This is a genomic window from Clostridium nigeriense (genome assembly GCF_050585265.1).
GTDB lineage: Bacteria > Bacillota > Clostridia > Clostridiales > Clostridiaceae > Clostridium > Clostridium nigeriense_B.
This window is the reverse complement of sequence record NZ_JBNOOE010000007.1, coordinates 163,493-181,847: the sequence shown is the minus strand read 5'-3', so window position 1 is coordinate 181,847 and position 18,355 is coordinate 163,493. Positions and strand designations below refer to the sequence as shown.

At 28.8% G+C, this 18,355-nt stretch carries 17 protein-coding genes, 1 pseudogene and 1 other annotated feature; of the genes and pseudogenes, 14 read left to right on the top strand and 4 right to left on the bottom strand.

Annotated elements, in window-relative coordinates:
- Window positions 1-103: 103 nt before the first annotated feature.
- Window positions 104-2,554: a leucine--tRNA ligase gene (gene leuS / locus ACQPVP_RS08730; protein ID WP_430849122.1), complete on the bottom strand. Its 2,451-nt coding sequence runs from the start codon at window positions 2,552-2,554 to the stop codon at window positions 104-106.
- Window positions 2,555-2,612: 58 nt separating this feature from the next.
- Window positions 2,613-2,816, bottom strand: a binding site (T-box leader).
- Between the two features lie 172 nt (window positions 2,817-2,988).
- On the opposite strand from leuS, the gene ACQPVP_RS08725 reads away from it, so the two are divergent.
- The 5 genes and pseudogenes from ACQPVP_RS08725 (at window position 2,989) to ACQPVP_RS08705 (ending at window position 7,055) form a co-directional block, all read left to right on the top strand.
- On the top strand, window positions 2,989-3,357 hold the full coding sequence (locus ACQPVP_RS08725; RefSeq protein WP_430849120.1) for a CoA-binding protein: 369 nt from the start codon (window positions 2,989-2,991) through the stop codon (window positions 3,355-3,357).
- A 32-nt stretch (window positions 3,358-3,389) separates the two neighbouring features.
- Complete coding sequence (locus ACQPVP_RS08720) at window positions 3,390-3,752, top strand: YccF domain-containing protein (protein ID WP_430849118.1); 363 nt, start codon at window positions 3,390-3,392, stop codon at window positions 3,750-3,752.
- A gap of 106 nt (window positions 3,753-3,858) precedes the next feature.
- The gene (locus ACQPVP_RS08715) at window positions 3,859-5,229 is read left to right on the top strand and encodes an MATE family efflux transporter (RefSeq protein WP_430849116.1); all 1,371 of its coding nucleotides are present in this window, start codon (window positions 3,859-3,861) and stop codon (window positions 5,227-5,229) included.
- 42 nt (window positions 5,230-5,271) lie between these two features.
- Complete coding sequence (locus ACQPVP_RS08710; protein ID WP_430849114.1) at window positions 5,272-5,484, top strand: hypothetical protein; 213 nt, start codon at window positions 5,272-5,274, stop codon at window positions 5,482-5,484.
- A gap of 98 nt (window positions 5,485-5,582) precedes the next feature.
- Window positions 5,583-7,055: pseudogene (locus tag ACQPVP_RS08705) on the top strand (IS1182 family transposase).
- 33 nt (window positions 7,056-7,088) lie between these two features.
- On the opposite strand, the gene ACQPVP_RS08700 reads toward ACQPVP_RS08705, so the two are convergent.
- Genes ACQPVP_RS08700 through ACQPVP_RS08690 form a run of 3 tightly spaced genes read right to left on the bottom strand, consistent with a single transcriptional unit; the run spans window position 7,089 to window position 9,123 of the window.
- Window positions 7,089-7,583 (bottom strand): hypothetical protein, encoded by a 495-nt coding sequence (locus tag ACQPVP_RS08700; protein WP_430849112.1) that lies wholly within the window; start codon window positions 7,581-7,583, stop codon window positions 7,089-7,091.
- 23 nt (window positions 7,584-7,606) lie between these two features.
- Window positions 7,607-8,227 carry a J domain-containing protein gene (locus ACQPVP_RS08695; RefSeq protein WP_430849110.1) on the bottom strand — a complete coding sequence of 207 codons (621 nt, stop codon included), beginning with the start codon at window positions 8,225-8,227 and terminating at the stop codon, window positions 7,607-7,609.
- Entirely contained in the window at window positions 8,224-9,123 is a 900-nt protein-coding gene (locus ACQPVP_RS08690) for a DUF5685 family protein (protein ID WP_430849108.1), read from the bottom strand. Before ACQPVP_RS08690 ends, ACQPVP_RS08695 begins: the two co-directional genes overlap by 4 nt.
- Before the next feature lie 172 nt (window positions 9,124-9,295).
- Between ACQPVP_RS08690 and ACQPVP_RS08685 the strand changes: the two genes are divergently transcribed.
- From ACQPVP_RS08685 to rpmI, 9 genes are all read left to right on the top strand, one after another.
- On the top strand, window positions 9,296-10,177 hold the full coding sequence (locus tag ACQPVP_RS08685; protein ID WP_430849106.1) for a polysaccharide deacetylase family protein: 882 nt from the start codon (window positions 9,296-9,298) through the stop codon (window positions 10,175-10,177).
- A 376-nt stretch (window positions 10,178-10,553) separates the two neighbouring features.
- Window positions 10,554-11,633 carry a BMP family lipoprotein gene (locus ACQPVP_RS08680; protein WP_430849104.1) on the top strand — a complete coding sequence of 360 codons (1,080 nt, stop codon included), beginning with the start codon at window positions 10,554-10,556 and terminating at the stop codon, window positions 11,631-11,633.
- A gap of 149 nt (window positions 11,634-11,782) precedes the next feature.
- Window positions 11,783-13,303 carry an ABC transporter ATP-binding protein gene (locus ACQPVP_RS08675; RefSeq protein ID WP_430849102.1) on the top strand — a complete coding sequence of 507 codons (1,521 nt, stop codon included), beginning with the start codon at window positions 11,783-11,785 and terminating at the stop codon, window positions 13,301-13,303.
- The gene (locus ACQPVP_RS08670) at window positions 13,303-14,391 is read left to right on the top strand and encodes an ABC transporter permease (protein ID WP_430849100.1); all 1,089 of its coding nucleotides are present in this window, start codon (window positions 13,303-13,305) and stop codon (window positions 14,389-14,391) included. The genes ACQPVP_RS08675 and ACQPVP_RS08670 overlap by 1 nt, the downstream gene beginning before the upstream one ends.
- The gene (locus tag ACQPVP_RS08665) at window positions 14,391-15,338 is read left to right on the top strand and encodes an ABC transporter permease (RefSeq protein ID WP_430849098.1); all 948 of its coding nucleotides are present in this window, start codon (window positions 14,391-14,393) and stop codon (window positions 15,336-15,338) included. The genes ACQPVP_RS08670 and ACQPVP_RS08665 overlap by 1 nt, the downstream gene beginning before the upstream one ends.
- Window positions 15,339-15,590: 252 nt before the next feature.
- Entirely contained in the window at window positions 15,591-16,889 is a 1,299-nt protein-coding gene (locus tag ACQPVP_RS08660) for a homoserine dehydrogenase (protein WP_430849096.1), read from the top strand.
- A 139-nt stretch (window positions 16,890-17,028) separates the two neighbouring features.
- Window positions 17,029-17,340, top strand: a complete 312-nt coding sequence (locus ACQPVP_RS08655) for a rhodanese-like domain-containing protein (RefSeq protein ID WP_430849094.1) — start codon at window positions 17,029-17,031, stop codon at window positions 17,338-17,340.
- Between the two features lie 280 nt (window positions 17,341-17,620).
- Window positions 17,621-18,133 (top strand): translation initiation factor IF-3, encoded by a 513-nt coding sequence (gene infC, locus ACQPVP_RS08650; protein ID WP_430839521.1) that lies wholly within the window; start codon window positions 17,621-17,623, stop codon window positions 18,131-18,133.
- Between the two features lie 20 nt (window positions 18,134-18,153).
- Entirely contained in the window at window positions 18,154-18,351 is a 198-nt protein-coding gene (gene rpmI / locus ACQPVP_RS08645) for a 50S ribosomal protein L35 (RefSeq protein WP_195265317.1), read from the top strand.
- Window positions 18,352-18,355 lie beyond the last annotated feature (4 nt).

Below are 18,355 nucleotides of genomic sequence, written 5' to 3'. Positions count from 1 at the left end.
ATAAATTAATATATTTTAAATTATATTACATATTTGTATAAAATTAAAGACTGCTGACACTTTGTCAGCAGTCTGAATAAAAAGGCACATATGTGCCTTTTTATTATTTAACTACTATATTTACTAATCTTCCTTTAATAACTATAACCTTAACTATATTTTTACCTTCAGTTGCAGCTATAATATTTTCATTAGATAATGAAGCAGCTTTAATGCCTTCTTCATCTAAATCCGTTGGAACGTTTATCTTAGCCTTTATTTTTCCGTTAACTTGGATTGCAATTTCAACTTCATCTTTAACTAAAGCTGTAGGATCAAATTCTGGCCAATTTTGATTGAAGATTGAGTATTCTAATCCTAAAAGACTCCATTGTTCTTCAGCAAAGTGTGGAGCAAATGGTGCTAGAATCTTTAAGAAGTCAATACAAGAATTTTTTAAGAAATCTAAGTTTTTCATATCTTCTTGAAGGTACTTAGATAAAGCATTTACAAATTCCATCATTCTTGCAATAGCAGTATTAAATTGCATTTTATCAGCATCTTCAGTAACTCCTTTAATTGCATTATGTAGCCAGAATTTTAATTCTTTTTCTGCTTTATCAACAGTAGTTTTATTATTTTCACCTTTTTCTATTGCTTCTCTAGATATTTCTAGATATCTTTCAATTCTATCTACAAATCTTGCAACAGATTTAAGTCCATCATCACTCCAAGCTCCGCCTTCAACATAAGCAAAACCAAACATTAAATACATTCTAAATACATCTGAGCCATATTCAGAAATGTAATCATTAGGGGAAATAGTATTTCCTTTTGATTTACTCATTTTTAAGCCATCAGGTCCTAAAATTAAACCTTGGTGAGTTAAAGATTTAAATGGTTCATCAAAGTCTAAGTAGCCCATATCTCTTAAAGCTTTAGTAATAAATCTAGCATATAGTAAATGCATACAAGCATGCTCAGGTCCACCGACATATTTATCTACTGGAAGCATTTTGTTTACTATATCTTTATCAAAAGCTTTTTCAGTATTTTTGCTATCTGGATATCTTAATTGATACCAAGATGAACAAACAAAAGTATCTAAAGTATCTGCTTCTCTCTTAGCAGGCTTTCCGCATTTTGGACAAGTTGTATTTATAAATTCATCACATTTAGCAAGTGGTGATTTCCCATCTGGAGCAAATTCAACATTGTATGGAAGTTCTACTGGTAGTTGATTTTCTGGAACAGCAACAGTTCCACAATCTTCACAGTGAACTATAGGAATTGGAGCACCCCAATATCTTTGTCTAGATACTAGCCAATCTCTTAATCTGTAATTAACCTTTGCAGAACCTAAATTAACTTTAGATAATTTTTCAACAATTTTTTCTTTAGCTTCTTCTGTAGTTAATCCATCAAATTCTCCTGAGTTCACCAATTTGCCATATTCACAATATGGTAATTCGTTATCTTCACCATTTTTGCTAGCTATAACTCTTTCTATAGGAAGATTAAACTTGCTTGCAAAGGCAAAATCTCTTTCATCATGAGCTGGAACAGCCATAACAGCACCAGTACCATAAGTAGCTAAAACATAATCACCTACCCAGATAGGGACTTCCTTATTATTTATAGGGTTAATTGCATAAGAGCCTGTAAATACTCCAGTTTTTTCTCTAGATAAAGATTGTCTTTCTATATCTGATTGTTTTTTAGCTTCTTCCTTATAATCTTCAACTGATTTATTATATTCTGTAGTAGTTAGTTCATCAACTAATGGATTTTCAGGTGCTAATACAACATAAGTTACTCCATTTAAAGTATCAACTCTAGTTGTAAATACATCGAATTTAATATCAGAACCTTTTACTTTAAAAGTAACTTCAGCACCAGTAGATTTTCCTATCCAATGTTTTTGCATAGCTACTGTTTTTTCAGGCCAATCTAAAGTATCTAGTTTTTCTAATAATTCATCAGCATAATCAGTAATTTTTAAAAACCATTGAGTTAAATCTTTTTTTGTAACTTCTGTTGAACATCTTTCACAAAGACCTTCAACAACTTGCTCATTTGCTAAAACTGTGTTACAAGAAGGACACCAGTTTACAGGAGCTTTTTTTCTGTAAGCTAATCCTTTTTCATATAGTTTTAAAAATACCCATTGAGTCCATTTATAATAATCAGGGTTACAAGTTATAACTTCATTTTCCCAGTTAAACATAGCACCCATAGCTTTTAATTGCTTTTCCATAGTTTCAATGTTTTTATCAGTTGAATCCTTTGGATGAATTCCAGTTTTTATTGCATAGTTTTCTGCTGGAAGTCCAAAAGCATCAAATCCCATAGGTTGGAATACATTATATCCTTGCATTCTCTTCATTCTAGCCCATGAGTCAACAGGTCCGTAGTTAAACCAGTGACCAGCATGTAATTGGCTTCCTGAAGGATATGAGAACATTTCTAGAACATATAATTTTTCTCCTTCTTTATTTGGGTCGAATTTATAAAGATTAGTTTCTTCCCACTTATCTTGCCATTTTTTATCAATGGAAGTTCCATATTTAGCCATAATCAGTCCTCCTATAAAATAACATTTGTAAAAAAATATAAAAAATCCCTCATCTCAATTAAGAGACGAAGGATATATTCGCGGTACCACTCTTATTAGAAAATAAAATTTTCTCACTCGAAATTATAACGGGGGTATCCCGTACTTGATTTTAACAAGTAAGCTCCTAGGCAAGTTCTTATAATTTATACACTGTTTCGCAGCCACCAACAGTTCTCTTGAGTATAGGGATTATAATACTACTCCTAATCATAGCAATAAATATATAATTTTAATATAACCAATTATATATTTTATTATAATATAAGTCAATGTTTAGATATAAGTAAAATAGTATTTTTATCAATAAAAATTATAATATATATATTATATAATTGTATATGTTGTATATATTGTATATTATATAAATAAAGAGAATATTATGGAGGTTAAATATGGAAATTTCAGAATTGATAAAGGTTGATAATTGGGTTGTTATAGGAGATGTAAGTAATACATCTAAATATGCTTACAAGATTATTAATAAATTTAGAGAAAAGGGTTATGTTGTAAGCGGAGTTCATCCTAAGGGAGGTAATGAAGTTTATAAGAGCCTTAAAGAAGTTCAATATAAAATTAATGCTATAGACTTGTGTATAAATCCAAAATTAGGATTGGAATATTTAAAGGAAGCAAAAAGTTTAGGTATAGAAAATATTTTAATTCAGCCAGGGGCTCAAAGTGAAGAAATATTAAGGTATTGCAAGGAAAATAATATAAATGCTATAGAAAATTGTGCTTTAGTTCAATTAAGAAATTTATAATATGTATTAACTTATAAAAAGGGGAAGTTTTAATGTCTTGTTTGGGAAATATAATATGGATTATTTTAGGTGGATTTTTTAATGCAATAGGATGGTTTATGTTTGGATGTTTATGGTGTATAACTATAGTTGGTATTCCAATTGGATTACAGTGTTTTAAAATGGCAAGGCTTCAATTTGCACCTTTTGGTAAAGATATAGTTACAAATGATGATAGTAGTATCAGTTTGTTTTTAAATATACTTTGGCTAATATTTGGTGGACTTGAACTTTGTATTGCAAATTTAATAAGTGCTTTTTTATTATGCATAACTATTATTGGAATTCCTTTTGCTATGCAATCATTAAAATTAGCTAAATTATCTTTAATGCCATTTGGAAAAGAGATACTGTAATGAAAAATTTAAATTTTCATTTTTAAATATGAATATATTTCTTATATGATATTTGTAATTAATGGGATCTATATAATAAAGAAATATATATAAGGAGAAGAATTTTATGACTAAAGCTAAAATAAACTTAGGTGAGGGATCTGTAGGAAAACTATTAATAAACTTAGCATTTCCAGCAATTATAGCGCAAATTGTTAATGTCTTATATAACATAGTAGATAGAATATTTATTGGAAGAATGCCAAATGGAGAAATAGCTATGGCAGGAGTTGGAGTAGCTTTTCCATTACTAATGATTATTTCAGCCTTTTCAGCTCTTATTGGTATGGGAGGAGCTCCACTTGCTGCGATAAAAATGGGAGAAAAAGATAATGATGGTGCAGAAAAAATTATTAGTAATAGTTTTTCGATATTAGTTATCATTGGTGTTTTGTGTACAATTGTATTTTTAATTTTTAGAGAAAATTTACTATTTGCTTTTGGAGCTAGTGAAGCAACTATTGGATATGCAATGGAGTATTTAACTATATATTTATTGGGAACAGTATTTGTTCAAATAGCACTTGGTATGAATCCATTTATTAATACTCAAGGGTTCGCCAAAATGGGAATGTACACTGTAGTTATAGGAGCAATTATAAATATTGTGTTAGATCCTATATTTATATTTGTTTTTGATTTAGGTGTAAGAGGTGCTGCTCTAGCTACGATATTATCACAATTTGTATCTGCAATATGGGTTTTATTTTTTCTTTTTAGTAAAAAGAGCATTCTAAAAATTAGAAAGGAATATTTAATTCCAGACTTTAAAGTATTACTATCAATAGTTGCATTAGGTGTATCACCATTTATAATGCAAGCAACTGAAAGCATAGTGTTAATTAGTTTGAATAATCAGCTTCAAATGTATGGAGGTGATTTAGCGGTAGGGGCAATGACAATAATGAGTAGTATAATGCAAATTGTTACACTACCTCTTTTAGGATTATCTCAAGGGGCACAGCCTATAATAAGTTATAATTTTGGTGCCCAAAATATAAAAAGAGTTAAAAGAACTTTTAAATTACTTTTGATTAGTTGCTTAGTATATACTATAACCATGTGGGCTTCACTAATGATATTCCCAGAGTTTTTTGTTAGAATATTTAATAAAAAACCAGAATTAATTGAAATAACAGCTTGGGGTATGAGGATTTACTTTGCTGGAATATTAATTTTTGGTGCGCAGATAGCATGTCAGCAAACTTTCTTAGCATTAGGTCAAGCAAAGTTATCACTTATAATGGCTTTATTAAGAAAAATAGTATTACTTGTACCACTAATATTTATACTACCATCATTAGTAAGTGAAGGAAATAAATTAACGGCTGTATTATGTGCAGAACCTATTTCCGATATACTAGCTGCCATAACTACAGTTATTGTATTTACTATATTCTACAAAAGGACTTTTACAAAAAATGCAGAAGGTATATAGTAAGGTACGATAATAGAATACTTATGCTTGGAGGCGAGGGTTTTGAAGGATAATGAAAATAAAATTGTTTTTAAAGAAATAAGAACATATGAAGAAGCTTATTATTATAATTCTGATCCTATTAGTAGAAAGAACTATGATAATAGTAAAGAGAAGATAGTAAAAAAGGAATCTAAAATTAAATATGGTGTTCTAGAATTTATAGGATTTGCTTTTGAAGGCGCTTTAGAAATTTTATTTTCCATATTAGATTAATAATAAAAGAATACTGTACCCTTCGGTACAGTATTCCAGGGTGTCGACAAAGTCGACACCTTTTCGTTTTCTTGGTAAAATATCATGGGTGATATTTTATGATGACAAGAAAAGATGTAGATAATAGATTACAAATTGAATTTAATAGTGTAGATGCATTAGTTCCAAAAGATCATCTAGTTAGAAAAATTGATAGAGCTATAGACTTTAATTTTATATATGATGAAGTTGCAGAGTTATACTCTGCGTCCGGAGCGCCAAGCATTGATCCAGTAGTTTTAATAAAAATTGTTCTAATTCAATATTTATTTGGAATACCGTCGATGAGACAAACTATAAGAGAAATTGAAGTAAATATAGCTTATAGATGGTTTATAGGATATTCATTTACGGAAAAGATACCACATTTCTCTACTTTTAATAAGAACTATGAAAGAAGATTTAAAAATACTAATTTATTTAATAACATATTCACTAAAATCTTAGAAGAAGCTAATAAATATGGATTTATAGATTTATCAGAAGTATTTATAGATTCTACACATATAAAAGCAAGTGCAAATAAGAAAAAGTATACTAAAAAAGAGATTGATATTGAGGCAAAAAAGTACCAAGAAGAATTAGAAAAAGAAATAGATGAAGATAGAAAAAAACATGGAAAAAGACCTTTAAACAAAGAAACAAAAGTAGACGAAACGAAGGTTGTTACTGAAAGCAACACTGATCCTGATAGTGGTATGTTTTTTAAGAACGAAAAAGAGAAATGCTTTGCTTACTCTGCTCACACAGCTTGCGATAAAAATAACTATATATTAGAGTTTGATGTTACAGCAGGTAATATTCATGATAGTGTTGGATTTATTGGATTATATGAGAATTTAAAAGATAGATTTTCCGCTGACGAGATCATAGCTATAGCTATGGATGCGGGATATATTACGCCATATATTTGTAGACAGTTATTCAAAGATAATATATTACCATCACTTCCTTACAAACGTCCTATGACTAAAGAAGGCTTTTTCAAAAAATATGATTATGTATATGATGAATATAATGATTGTTATATATGCCCAAATTTTAAAATCTTAAAATATGGTACTACAAACCGAGATGGATATAGAGAATATAAATCAAATCCATGTGAATGTAGTAAATGTCCTTATTTAAACAAATGTACTAATAGTAAAAATCATCAAAAGGTCATTACTCATCATATCTGGCAAGAGTTTATTGATTAAGCAAATCATCTTAGACATGATAAATATGTAAAATCTGTATATAAAGCTCGTAAAGAAACAATAGAGAGAGTTTTTGCAGATGCTAAAGAAAAGCATGGTATGCGTTATACACATTTAAGAAGCTTGGCTAAAATTACTATGGAAGTCACGCTTATTTACACATGCATGAATTTGAAGAAAATGGCAAACCGACTATGGAAAAGACGTGTCAGCTATCGCTCCGATAGCCCACTTAGTAACTGTATTACAAAAATATACTCTTTAATTTTAAATATAATAACAAAAAGCATTTTCTCAAACTTGAGAAAATGCTTTTTGTCTACAATCTGAAAAGAATACTGTACCCTTCGGTACAGTATTCTTTTATATTTTTTTATGAATTCTTTCTAAATAAAAAGAAATTAATAATGTTAATGCATAGTCAAAAACTAAAAAAATAATTTGAGCAATTATTACAAATAACCAAATAGGAAGTTTAGTTATTTCTATGGCAATAAAAGATTTAAATATGAAAAATGATATAAAAAATATTATATTAAAAAATATTATTTTTAATAGTATTTCTAAGGGGATTTTATTTATTTTTTCAATATAGTATTTTATTATACCGTAAATTCCAAAGAATAGTATATATAGCATTATTATATTTATAGGAAGTATAAAAAAACCTATAATAGATGAAGCTACATATACCAAAATAGCACTTTTCATTGATCCTCTTATTAATGCAATTGGTATTAATAAAGATGCTAGTGTAAGAATGCTTATTGTACTTATAGGTAATAGTAAATTTGAATATAAAATAATAATTGTAAATGCAACTAAAGCTGCACTTAATGTAATTTCTTTAGTTTTCATATACTAAACACCACCTAATAAATTTAACAACATCCAATAAGATCTCCGCCCATGCATTCACAAAGACTATCTAAGCACCAAAGTTGCATACAGCAATCACAAGTATTTGAGGAAGAACCACCAGTAGTTCTATAATAATTACCACTGTAAGCTGAAGTTCTTTGATGTAAAGAATTTAAAGTTTGTCTATATTCAAAATTATTTGGGTCCATATTTACTGCAATTTGAATATGTTTAAGTCCTGCATCAAACCAACCTTTATTGGTTAAAACAAATCCATATAAAAAGTTCCATTCTGCATTTCTATTTTGAATAGAATTTAATCTGCTTTCAGCTTCAGCAAAGTTTCTATTTTGAATTAATCTCCTAATTTCTGAAAGAGCATAGCTATCATTTGAATTATTAGAATAGCTATTATTAGAAGTGTTAGAATTACTATATGAATTATTGTAAGAATTACCGTTATTTTTCGTTAACATATCATAAGCTGTATTAATTTCTCTTACTTTTTCTTCAGCTAAGTCTTTTAAAGGGTTATCACCATATTGGTCAGGATGATATTGCTTAATTAAGTTTCTATATGCTTTTTTTATTTCTTCTTGACTTGCGCCAGGTTTTAATCCAAGAACTTCGTATGGGTTCATTTTTTGCCACTCCTTTTATCTTCTCTAGTATTATTTAAAATTCCTAAGTATTTATCCATCATACCTAATTCTAACACATTTTTAAGTATATCTTCATTTCTCTTTAAAGGTAACTTTTCAAGGATTTCTTTGCAATTATAAGAACAATTAAGTATAGTAAATTCTAATCTATCTTTTATTAAAGGGACTAACTCATCATAGGATTTATTTTCACTATTGAATAAATAATTAATTGGATTAAATTTATTATCTTTCATGTCCTTTTTTAAATCATCAAATGCGTCAATTAAATAAATCCATTTTCCTAAAGTATATCCTAGACTATATAAATTACTTCTTAACTCATCACCATCACAAACCAATTCCTTAGGATAACTTTTAAGTATATTACCAACTATATCACTAAATGGATGACATATTTCATCTATAGAATAAAAATTTTTATTGTTTTCAAAATTCCTTAGATCTTTAAGGTTAGATTTAATAATATTATTTATATCATCTATAGATTTGTTTATCTTTTTTTGATAAGGATATAAAATTTTTTCAAGTACTTTACTTTTTATATCATTATCATCTTCTATATCATCTTTAATTTTATGATAGTAAAGGGCTAAATTCATTGCAGCTGAATATTGAAGAGCATCGTTATTCATAACCACGGGCTTTTTGTCCTTTGGATGAACTATACAACGCTTAAGTTCAAAATCTGGTTCCTTACTCGATAAGGAATCTAGTAGTACTGCCAAAAATGTCATATCATAATTTAAAACCATTCTAGGTATATTGCCTGCACCACTTTTTAAATGTAGGCATAATCCACAATAATAACTTCTGAATTTTGTAAAATCCTTTACTTTAAGTTCTGCTTTTAGAGGAGTTACGTATCCAAACAATAAAAAACACTCCTTAATATTAGTTTAGATTAATTATACAAAAATAAAATATCATTAACAATAATTTAATAAAAAATTAGGAATTATTAAAATATAGAAAGAACTAAAATTATATTGACAAAAAAAAGATGCGATGTTATATTTTGGATATATTTATAAAAATGGAGGAATTATGAAAAAGTTTTTTATAGTTATTTCAATAATAGTGTTTATAATATGTTTATTAGCTTTTGTAGGGAAAGATTTTTATAATAATATTGGAACCCATGTAGAAGAAAATAATACTGATAAAAATAAAATAATAGAAAATAATGAAGATAATAATGCTGATAAACTTAATGAAGAAAATGTAGAAGAAAAAAAAGATGATTACATAACTTTAGATATAAATGAAGTGAGGATTCCGATACTTATGTATCATTCTATATCAGATTTAGATCCTAATAATAGTTTGTTGGTTCCGGTAAAACAATTTGAATCAGAAATTAAATGGTTAAAAGAAAATGAATTTACTCCAATGTTATTAGATGATGTTTTAGAGGCGTATAGTACTGGATATGTTCCAAAGAAGCCAGTTGCAATAACTTTTGATGATGGATATGCGGATAATTATACAGATGCATATAGAATTTTAAAAGAAAATAATATGAAAGCAACATTTTTTATTATTACAGATAAGACGGATGTAGATAGTTTTTATATGAATTCAACTATGCTTAAAGAAATGAGAGATGCTGGAATGGGGATTGAAAATCATACTTCAAGACATATTGAGTTCACAAATATTTCTAGAGAAGAAAAAGCTATTATAATTCAAGAAGGTATAGATGCATTAAAGGAAAAGGTTGGAGTAGATAGTAAATTTATTTGTTATCCAGTGGGAAGATATGATGAAGAAACTATAGAAGTAGAAAAAGAAATAGGAATAAAAGCAGCGGTTACAACAAAACCAGGAATATCTACTGTTAATGATGGGATGTACTCTTTAAAAAGAGTTAGGATTGCTCCAATGGAAATCGATTCATTCAAAGAAATATTTCAAGAGTTTTTATAAAAATGAATTTTGATGAGGAACTAAATTTTAGTTCCTTTTTTGTACTTATAAATTAAAAAGTAATATAGTATATTCTTTGATTAGTTTTAGAAATTATATATGGTATATCTAGCTGATTAAAGGGAAACAATACAATCGTAATGATGATTTAAGTAAATTAGTAAGTGTTTTACTTGTATAGATTTAGGATTAAATATATTATAAACAAAATATAAGTAAATTTAAAAAATAACAAAAATTAATTTAAAGTATTTTAAAAAAGGGCAATTAATGGGGAAAAATAATATTATTTGTTGAAATAACGAATTATATATTGTATAATCTCTTTGAAAGTTCGAAAAATGAGTTTTAGGCACTAACGATAAGGAGGATTTTTATGAAGAAAAAAGTAATAGCTTTAGCATTATCAGCATTAATGGTTACAGGTTTAGTAGGCTGTGGTAACACATCAAGTGCAGAGGGAGAAAAATTAAAAGTAGGTATGGTTACTGATGCAGGAACAATAGATGATAAATCATTTAACCAAGGTACTTGGGAAGGTATATTAAAAGCTCAAAAAGAGTTAAGCGTTGATAGTAACTATATAAAACCTTCTGGAACTACTGAAGCAGATTACATGAAAGAAATAGGAAATCTTTATGATACAGGATATAAATTTATAGTAACTCCTGGATTTAAATTTGAAACAGCAGTATTTAATTCTCAAGATAAATATACAGATGCTAAATTTGTAATAATTGATGGTTCTCCAAACAATGGTAAGACTGGTGAAGAGAGAGTAGAAAAATTAGGAGATAATACAGTTTCTATTTATTTTGCAGAACAAGAAGCAGGATTTTTAGTAGGTGTTGCAGCAGCTACTGAACTAAAAGAAGGAGACTTAGGTTTTATTGGAGGTATGGAAATTCCATCAGTTCAAAGATTTAATTGGGGTTTCCAACAAGGAATTCAATATGCTAATGAAAATCTAGGAACTAATATGACTATTAAAAAAGAAAATATAGTTTACCAAGGTTCATTTGATAATGTTGCAGCAGGACAACAATTAGCAGCTACTATGTATGATAATGGTGTTAAAGCAATATTTGTAGCAGCTGGTGGTGTTGGAGTTGGTTCGATAAATGAAGCAAAAGCTAGAGTTGCATCTGGAAAAGAAGCATGGGTAATTGGAGTTGACGTTGACCAATATGATGATGGTAAATATGATGGAGATAAATCAGTAGTATTAACTTCAGCAATGAAGAAAATTGATACAGCAACTTTTGATGTTATTAAGGATGATTTAGAAGGAAACTTCCCAGGTGGAGAAACATTAACTTTTAATGTTAAAAATGATGGCGTTGGTCTTCCAGATGAAAATCCAAACTTAAGTGCAGAAACTATTTCAAAAGTAGATGAAGTTTATAATAAAATAAAAAATGGTGAAATAGAAGTTAAGAGTGATCAAGGTATTTAATTAAGTAATTTATAAAAGCTTAATAAAAACATAGGAAAGGCGGATTAACCGTCTTTTTCTTCTATAAAGATGTAATTAGATTAATTTAACATAAAAAGATAATCTAACCATTATATATGGAAATAGTAAATAAGAGAGGGAGGATACTCATGAGTTATGTAGTGGAAATGATTAATATCCGTAAAGAGTTTCCTGGTATTGTAGCAAATGATAATGTTACTTTACAACTTAAAAAGGGAGAGATTCATGCTCTTTTAGGGGAAAATGGAGCGGGTAAATCTACATTAATGGGAATGTTATTTGGAATGTACCAACCTGAAGCAGGGAAAATTAAAGTGAATGGAAAAGAAGTTAAAATAACTAGTCCTAATGTAGCAAATGAATTAGGTATAGGTATGGTTCATCAACATTTTAAATTAGTTGAGAACTTTACGGTAACTGAAAATATTATTTTGGGTTTAGAACCTAAGAAATTTCTGACTGTAGATATAAAGAGTGCAGCAAAGAAAATAGAAGAATTATCTAAGGCTTATGGATTAAATGTTGATCCATATGCAAAAATTGAAGATATATCTGTTGGTATGCAACAACGTGTTGAAATTCTTAAGATGCTTTATAGAAATGCAGATGTTCTTATTTTTGATGAACCAACAGCTGTATTAACACCTCAAGAAATTGAAGATTTAATTGTAATTATGAAAAATCTTATAAAAGAAGGTAAATCAATAATTATAATTACACATAAATTAAAAGAAATTAAAGAAGCAGCGGATAGGTGTACAGTAATAAGAAGAGGAAAGTACATTGGAACTGTAGATGTTAAGAAAACTTCAGAAGAAGAAATGGCAAGAATGATGGTTGGAAGGCAAGTATCATTTAAAGTTGAAAAAGATGAATCTAAGCCAGGAGATATAGTTTTAAAAATAGAAAATTTATCAGTTAAAAATAGTAAGAAAGTTTTAGGGTTAAAGAACTTTAATCTTGAAGTTAAAAAAGGTGAGATTGTTGGTATCGCTGGAGTTGAAGGAAATGGCCAAACGGAATTAGTGGAAGCTATAACTGGAATGAGAAATGTAGATTCTGGAAAGATATTTTTTAATGGAAAAGATATTACAAAGGATTCTATTAGAAAGAGAATAGATGAAGGTATAGCTCATATTCCAGAAGATAGACATAAAAGAGGACTTATTTTAGATTATACAATGGAAGATAATATGGTACTTAAAGCTTATAAGAATCAACCTTTTTCAAAGAATGGGTTAATAAATAGAGAAGAAGTAAGAAAGTACTCGGATGAAATTATAGAAACTTTTGATGTTAGATCCGGAGAAGGGGGAGCATCAATAGCAAGATCTTTATCTGGTGGTAACCAACAAAAAGGAATAATAGGTCGTGAAATTTTGTCAAATCCAGATTTGTTAATTGCTGTTCAACCAACTAGAGGTTTAGATGTAGGTTCTATAGAATACATACACAAAAGACTTGTTGAACAAAGAGATAATGGTAAAGCTGTACTTTTAGTATCTCTTGAATTAGATGAGGTTTTAAATGTTTCAGATAGAATAGCTATTGTTAATAATGGTGAACTTGTAGGAATTGTAAATTCTTCTGAAACAGATGAAAATGAAGTTGGACTAATGATGGCAGGAATAAAGAAAGGAGAAAGCTAATGGGAAAAAATCAAGGTATTAAATCCATAATGGCTGTGTTATTAGGCCTTTTAGCCGGAGCTTTATTAATGCTAATTATGGGCTTTAACCCTGTAGAAGGATATAGATATTTATTTAAAGGCGGTTTAATGAATCTAGAAAGAATAGGTAATACTATTGCAACAGCTACACCTTTAATGCTTACTGGACTTTCAGTTGCTTTTGCATTTAAAACAGGATTATTTAACATAGGTACTCCTGGACAAATGTTATTTGGAGGATTTTGTTCTATAGCAGTAGGATTAACTTTAGATTTGCCTAGAGGAATACTACTACCTATAATTGTTCTTTCTGGAGTTCTTGGAGGAGCAGTTTGGGGAATAGTTCCAGGATATTTAAAGGCTAGATTCAATGTTCACGAAGTTGTTTCATCAATAATGATGAACTGGACAGCTTATTGGATAATTTATTATATGGTTCCAAAATATTTTAAAGGAGAGTTCTTAGAAACTGAATCTAAGATGCTAGTAGAATCAGCTACGTTAAGAGTAGATTGGTTAACAAACATATTTAAAGGATCTTATATAAATTTAGGAATTTTCTTAGCTTTAATAGCAGTATTAATAATATGGTTTATTTTAAATAAAACTGTTTTAGGATATGAATTAAAAGCTGTTGGATTTAATAGATTTGGTGCAGAATATGCAGGTATGCCTGTAAATAGAAATATAATTATTTCTATGATGATAGCTGGAGCTTTATCAGGACTTGCAGGAGCTATACAATACACAGGTAATGCTAATATAATGCAAATTGGAGTTATGCCAAGCCAAGGTTTTGATGGGATAGCTGTTGCGTTGCTTGGAGCAAGTAGTCCAATAGGAGTTATATTCTCTTCTTTATTCTTTGGAGTTTTATATGTTGGTAAAGGCTTTATGAATGCTGCTGTAAAAGTACCACCAGAACTTGCAGATACTATAATGGCTACAATAATTTATTTTGCAGCTACAAGTATGGTAATGGACAGAGTAATAAAATGGTTTAAAAAGAAGAAAAACAAAGGAAAAAATGATAAAGATAAATCCTCTGAAAGGGTGGTGGAAAAATAATGTGGAGTATAATTGAACAAATTTTTCCATATGCAGTTTCTTATACAATTCCTTTGCTAATAACAGCATTAGGAGCACTTTATTGTGAAAGAAGTGGTGTTGTAAATATAGGTTTAGATGGACTTATGATAGTTGGATCTTTCGCAGGAGCACTAACTGTTTCTAAATTACAAGCAAATGGAGTTGCAGGAGCTTTATGGATAGGTTTATTAGTGGCAACTTTAGTTGGAGTATTATTTTCATTACTTCATGCATTTGCAAGTATAAATTTAAATGCAGATCAAGTTATAAGTGGTACAGCTATAAATATGATAGCAGGAGCATTAACAGTATTCTTAGCAAGAAATATAACAGGAAGTGGTAATATAAGAGTAACTAATGGATTTATTCCAAAAGATATTCCTGTGCTTTCTGATATACCTGTAATAGGTCCGCTTTTATTTACAAAGAGCTATGCAACTACTTGGTTAGTATTATTAATTTTAATTTTAAGTACATTTATAATTTATAAGACTAGTTTTGGATTAAGATTAAGAGCGTGTGGTGAGCACCCACAAGCAGCAGCGGCAGCTGGTATCAGTGTATTTAAAATGAGATATATAGGTGTTATGATATCTGGAGGACTTTCGGCTTTAGGTGGAGCTATAATTCTAGTAACATATTCAGGAGAGTTTAATGGAAGTGTTTCTGGGCTTGGATTCCTTGCTTTAGCAGCTTTAATATTCGGACAATGGAAACCTCTTGGAATACTTGGAGCAACTTTCTTCTTTGGATTTGCTTCTACTATTGCCAATGTTTCTCAAGCAATTCCATCATTAGCTCAAATACCAGGAGTTATACTTAAGATATTCCCATATGTAGTAACACTAATAGCTTTAGTTCTATTCTCTAAATCATCACAAGCACCAAAGGCAGCTGGTGAACCATTTGATGCAGGAAAAAGATAGGTTTAAAGTTAAATATATTAAGAGTTAGATTATATATGTTATGAATTTAAAAGTAAGAAATACTATATTATTTTAGTGATATTATATGGTATCACAAGATATAGAGTATTTCTTACTTTTTACTATTTTAAAGTTATATTTTTAAATTATTTATGAGAAGTAATAATGGTAAATTATGAAATAAATTAGTATAATGTATATGTTAGCAATAAGTAATTATAGAATTATTAAAAAAATTAAGGGGGAAGCGAAATGAAAAAAGTCAAAATTGCTTTAATGGGGCTAGGCAATGTTGGACGTGGTGTTTGGATGATATTAAATTCAAACACAGAAGAAATAATGAAAAGATCTGGCTACGAAGTAGAAGTAGCCAAAATTTTAGTTAGAGACATTAATAAAAAAAGAGGTTTTGAAGTACCTAGAAATATTTTAACTACAGATTTCAATGATATTATTGAGGATGATTCAATTAAAATTGTAGTTGAAGTAATGGGGGGAATTGAACCAGCTAGAGAATATATGCTGGCAGCTATGGATAGAAAGAAGCACATTGTTACAGCAAATAAAATGCTTCTTGCAACAGGTGGAGATGAACTTTTTGAAAAAGCTGATAAAGAAGGGGTTATGTTCAATTATGAAGCTAGTGTAGCTGGTGGTATTCCAATAATTAATGGAATAAACGAGAGTTTAACAGCTAATAAGGTAGAAAGATTATATGGAATAGTAAATGGAACTACTAATTATATCTTAACAAAGATGGAATATGAGGGGTTAGACTTTTTAGAAGCTTTAAAAGGTGCCCAAGATATGGGATATGCTGAAGCAGATCCTACTTCAGATATTGAAGGATTTGACTCCCAATATAAGCTTGCTATATTATCTTCATTAGCTTTTGGAACTAAAATTAATGTAGAAGATGTATATAGAGAAGGAATAACAAAAATTGAATCTATAGATATTGAATATGCTAAAGAATTTAATAGAGTAATTAAATTACTAGCTATAGTTAAAGATAATGATGGGATTTTAGATCTTAGGGTTCATCCTACCATGATACCGGAAAACCATCCTTTGGCTAATGTTAATGATTCATTTAATGCAGTTTTAATTAGAGGAAATGCAGTTGGAGATTTAATGTTTTATGGTAGAGGAGCAGGAGATCTTCCAACAGGAAGTGCTGTGGTTTCTGATATTGTTTCAATATTAAGAAGTAATATTGATATTGATAATTTAAATCCTGTAGTGAAAAATAACTTATGGAAGAAGAAATTTAATGCTATTAATGAAATTAATAGTAAATACTATATTAGACTAACGGTTGAAGATAGACCAGGAGTATTAGGAGAAATAACTTCAGTTTTTGGTGGAATGAATGTTAGTTTAAAGTCAGTTATTCAAAAAGGAATAGAGTCTTCTGAAAATAAAGTTACTCTAGTATTAGTTACTCATGATAGTAAAGAAGTAAATATTAATAATGCAATAAATAGTGTATGTAAATTAAAATCAGTTTATAAAATAAATAATTTAATTAGAATGGAAGATTTTAGCTGATTTATTAGAGGGGCTAGTTATGATAGCTCCTTTTTGTTATCTAAAATTAGAAATAAAGGAATAACTTAAATATAATGATTAAGTTGAGAATACTAAACTTAAGTACTATAATAGTATAAAAACAATAGGAGATAAGAATATGGGTATTAAATCAATAAATAGTAGTCAAGCTGAAAAACTAATTAAAAATAATAAGGAACTGGTAATTTTAGATGTTAGAAGACCGAATGAATTTAAAGAATCAAGAATAGCAAATTCTATAAATATACCAGTGGAAGAGATTGAGTGGGAGATAGAGGAATTAGAAGAATATAAGAATAAACCTATTTTAGTATATTGTAAAGTAGGTGTAAGAAGTAGCGTGGCTTGCGCATTTTTAGAAGAAGAAGGTTTTGATAATTTATATAATTTAAGAGGTGGGATATTAGATTTTAACGGTGAAATTGAGTAAAATATTATTATATTTACATAAAAATATTGTATAAAAAATTTAATTTTTGTATAAAATAAATATGAGAAAATAATTGACAATAATAAAAAACAATGATAAAATAAATAATGTATTTAAGTAGAAACAGCCGTTTCTCACCTTACGGCAATGCTTAGTAGGGTAATTAGTTGTGTAATAATTACTAGTTGTATTAACTAGATTTTTATAATTACTAGAGGACGGCATTATATGTCCTCTATTTTTGTTGTGTTTTTATTTAAAATTTTGGAGGTGACTTGATATAAGTAAGGATTTTACTTGTAATGAAGCTATAAGAGTTAAGGAAGTTAGATTAATTGATGCAGATGGTGCTCAATTAGGAGTTGTTCCTACAAAGGATGCTCAAAAAATTGCAGATGAGAAGGAATTAGATTTAGTAATGATTTCTCCAAATGCTATTCCACCAGTATGTAAAGTAATGGATTTAGGAAAATATATTTATGAGCAAGCTAAAAAAGAAAAAGAAGCAAAGAAAAAGCAAAAGGTTACTACAATTAAAGAAATAAGATGTAGTTTAACTATTGAAGAAAATGACATTGCTATTAAAGCAAAAAATGCTAGAAAGTTTTTATTAGATGGTGATAAGGTTAAAATCACTGTTAGATTTAAAGGTAGAGAAGCACAATTAGGACATATTGGACAAAGAATTTTAGAAAATTTTGTTTCGAAACTAGAAGATGTTTGTGTAGTTGAAAAACCAGCTAAACATGAAGGAAGAAATATGACAATGGTTTTAGGACCAAAAAAAGCATAACCTGAGAGGAGAATAGTATCATGCCAAAAATGAAAACCCACAGAGGTGCAGCAAAGAGATTCAAGAAGACTGGAACTGGAAAATTAAAAAGAGCTAAGGCTTTTAAGAGTCATATATTAACAAAGAAAAGTTCTAAGAGAAAGAGAAACTTAAGAAAGTCTGCGTACGTTTCAACTACTCAAGAAAAAGCAATGAAGAAATTATTACCATACCTATAATATA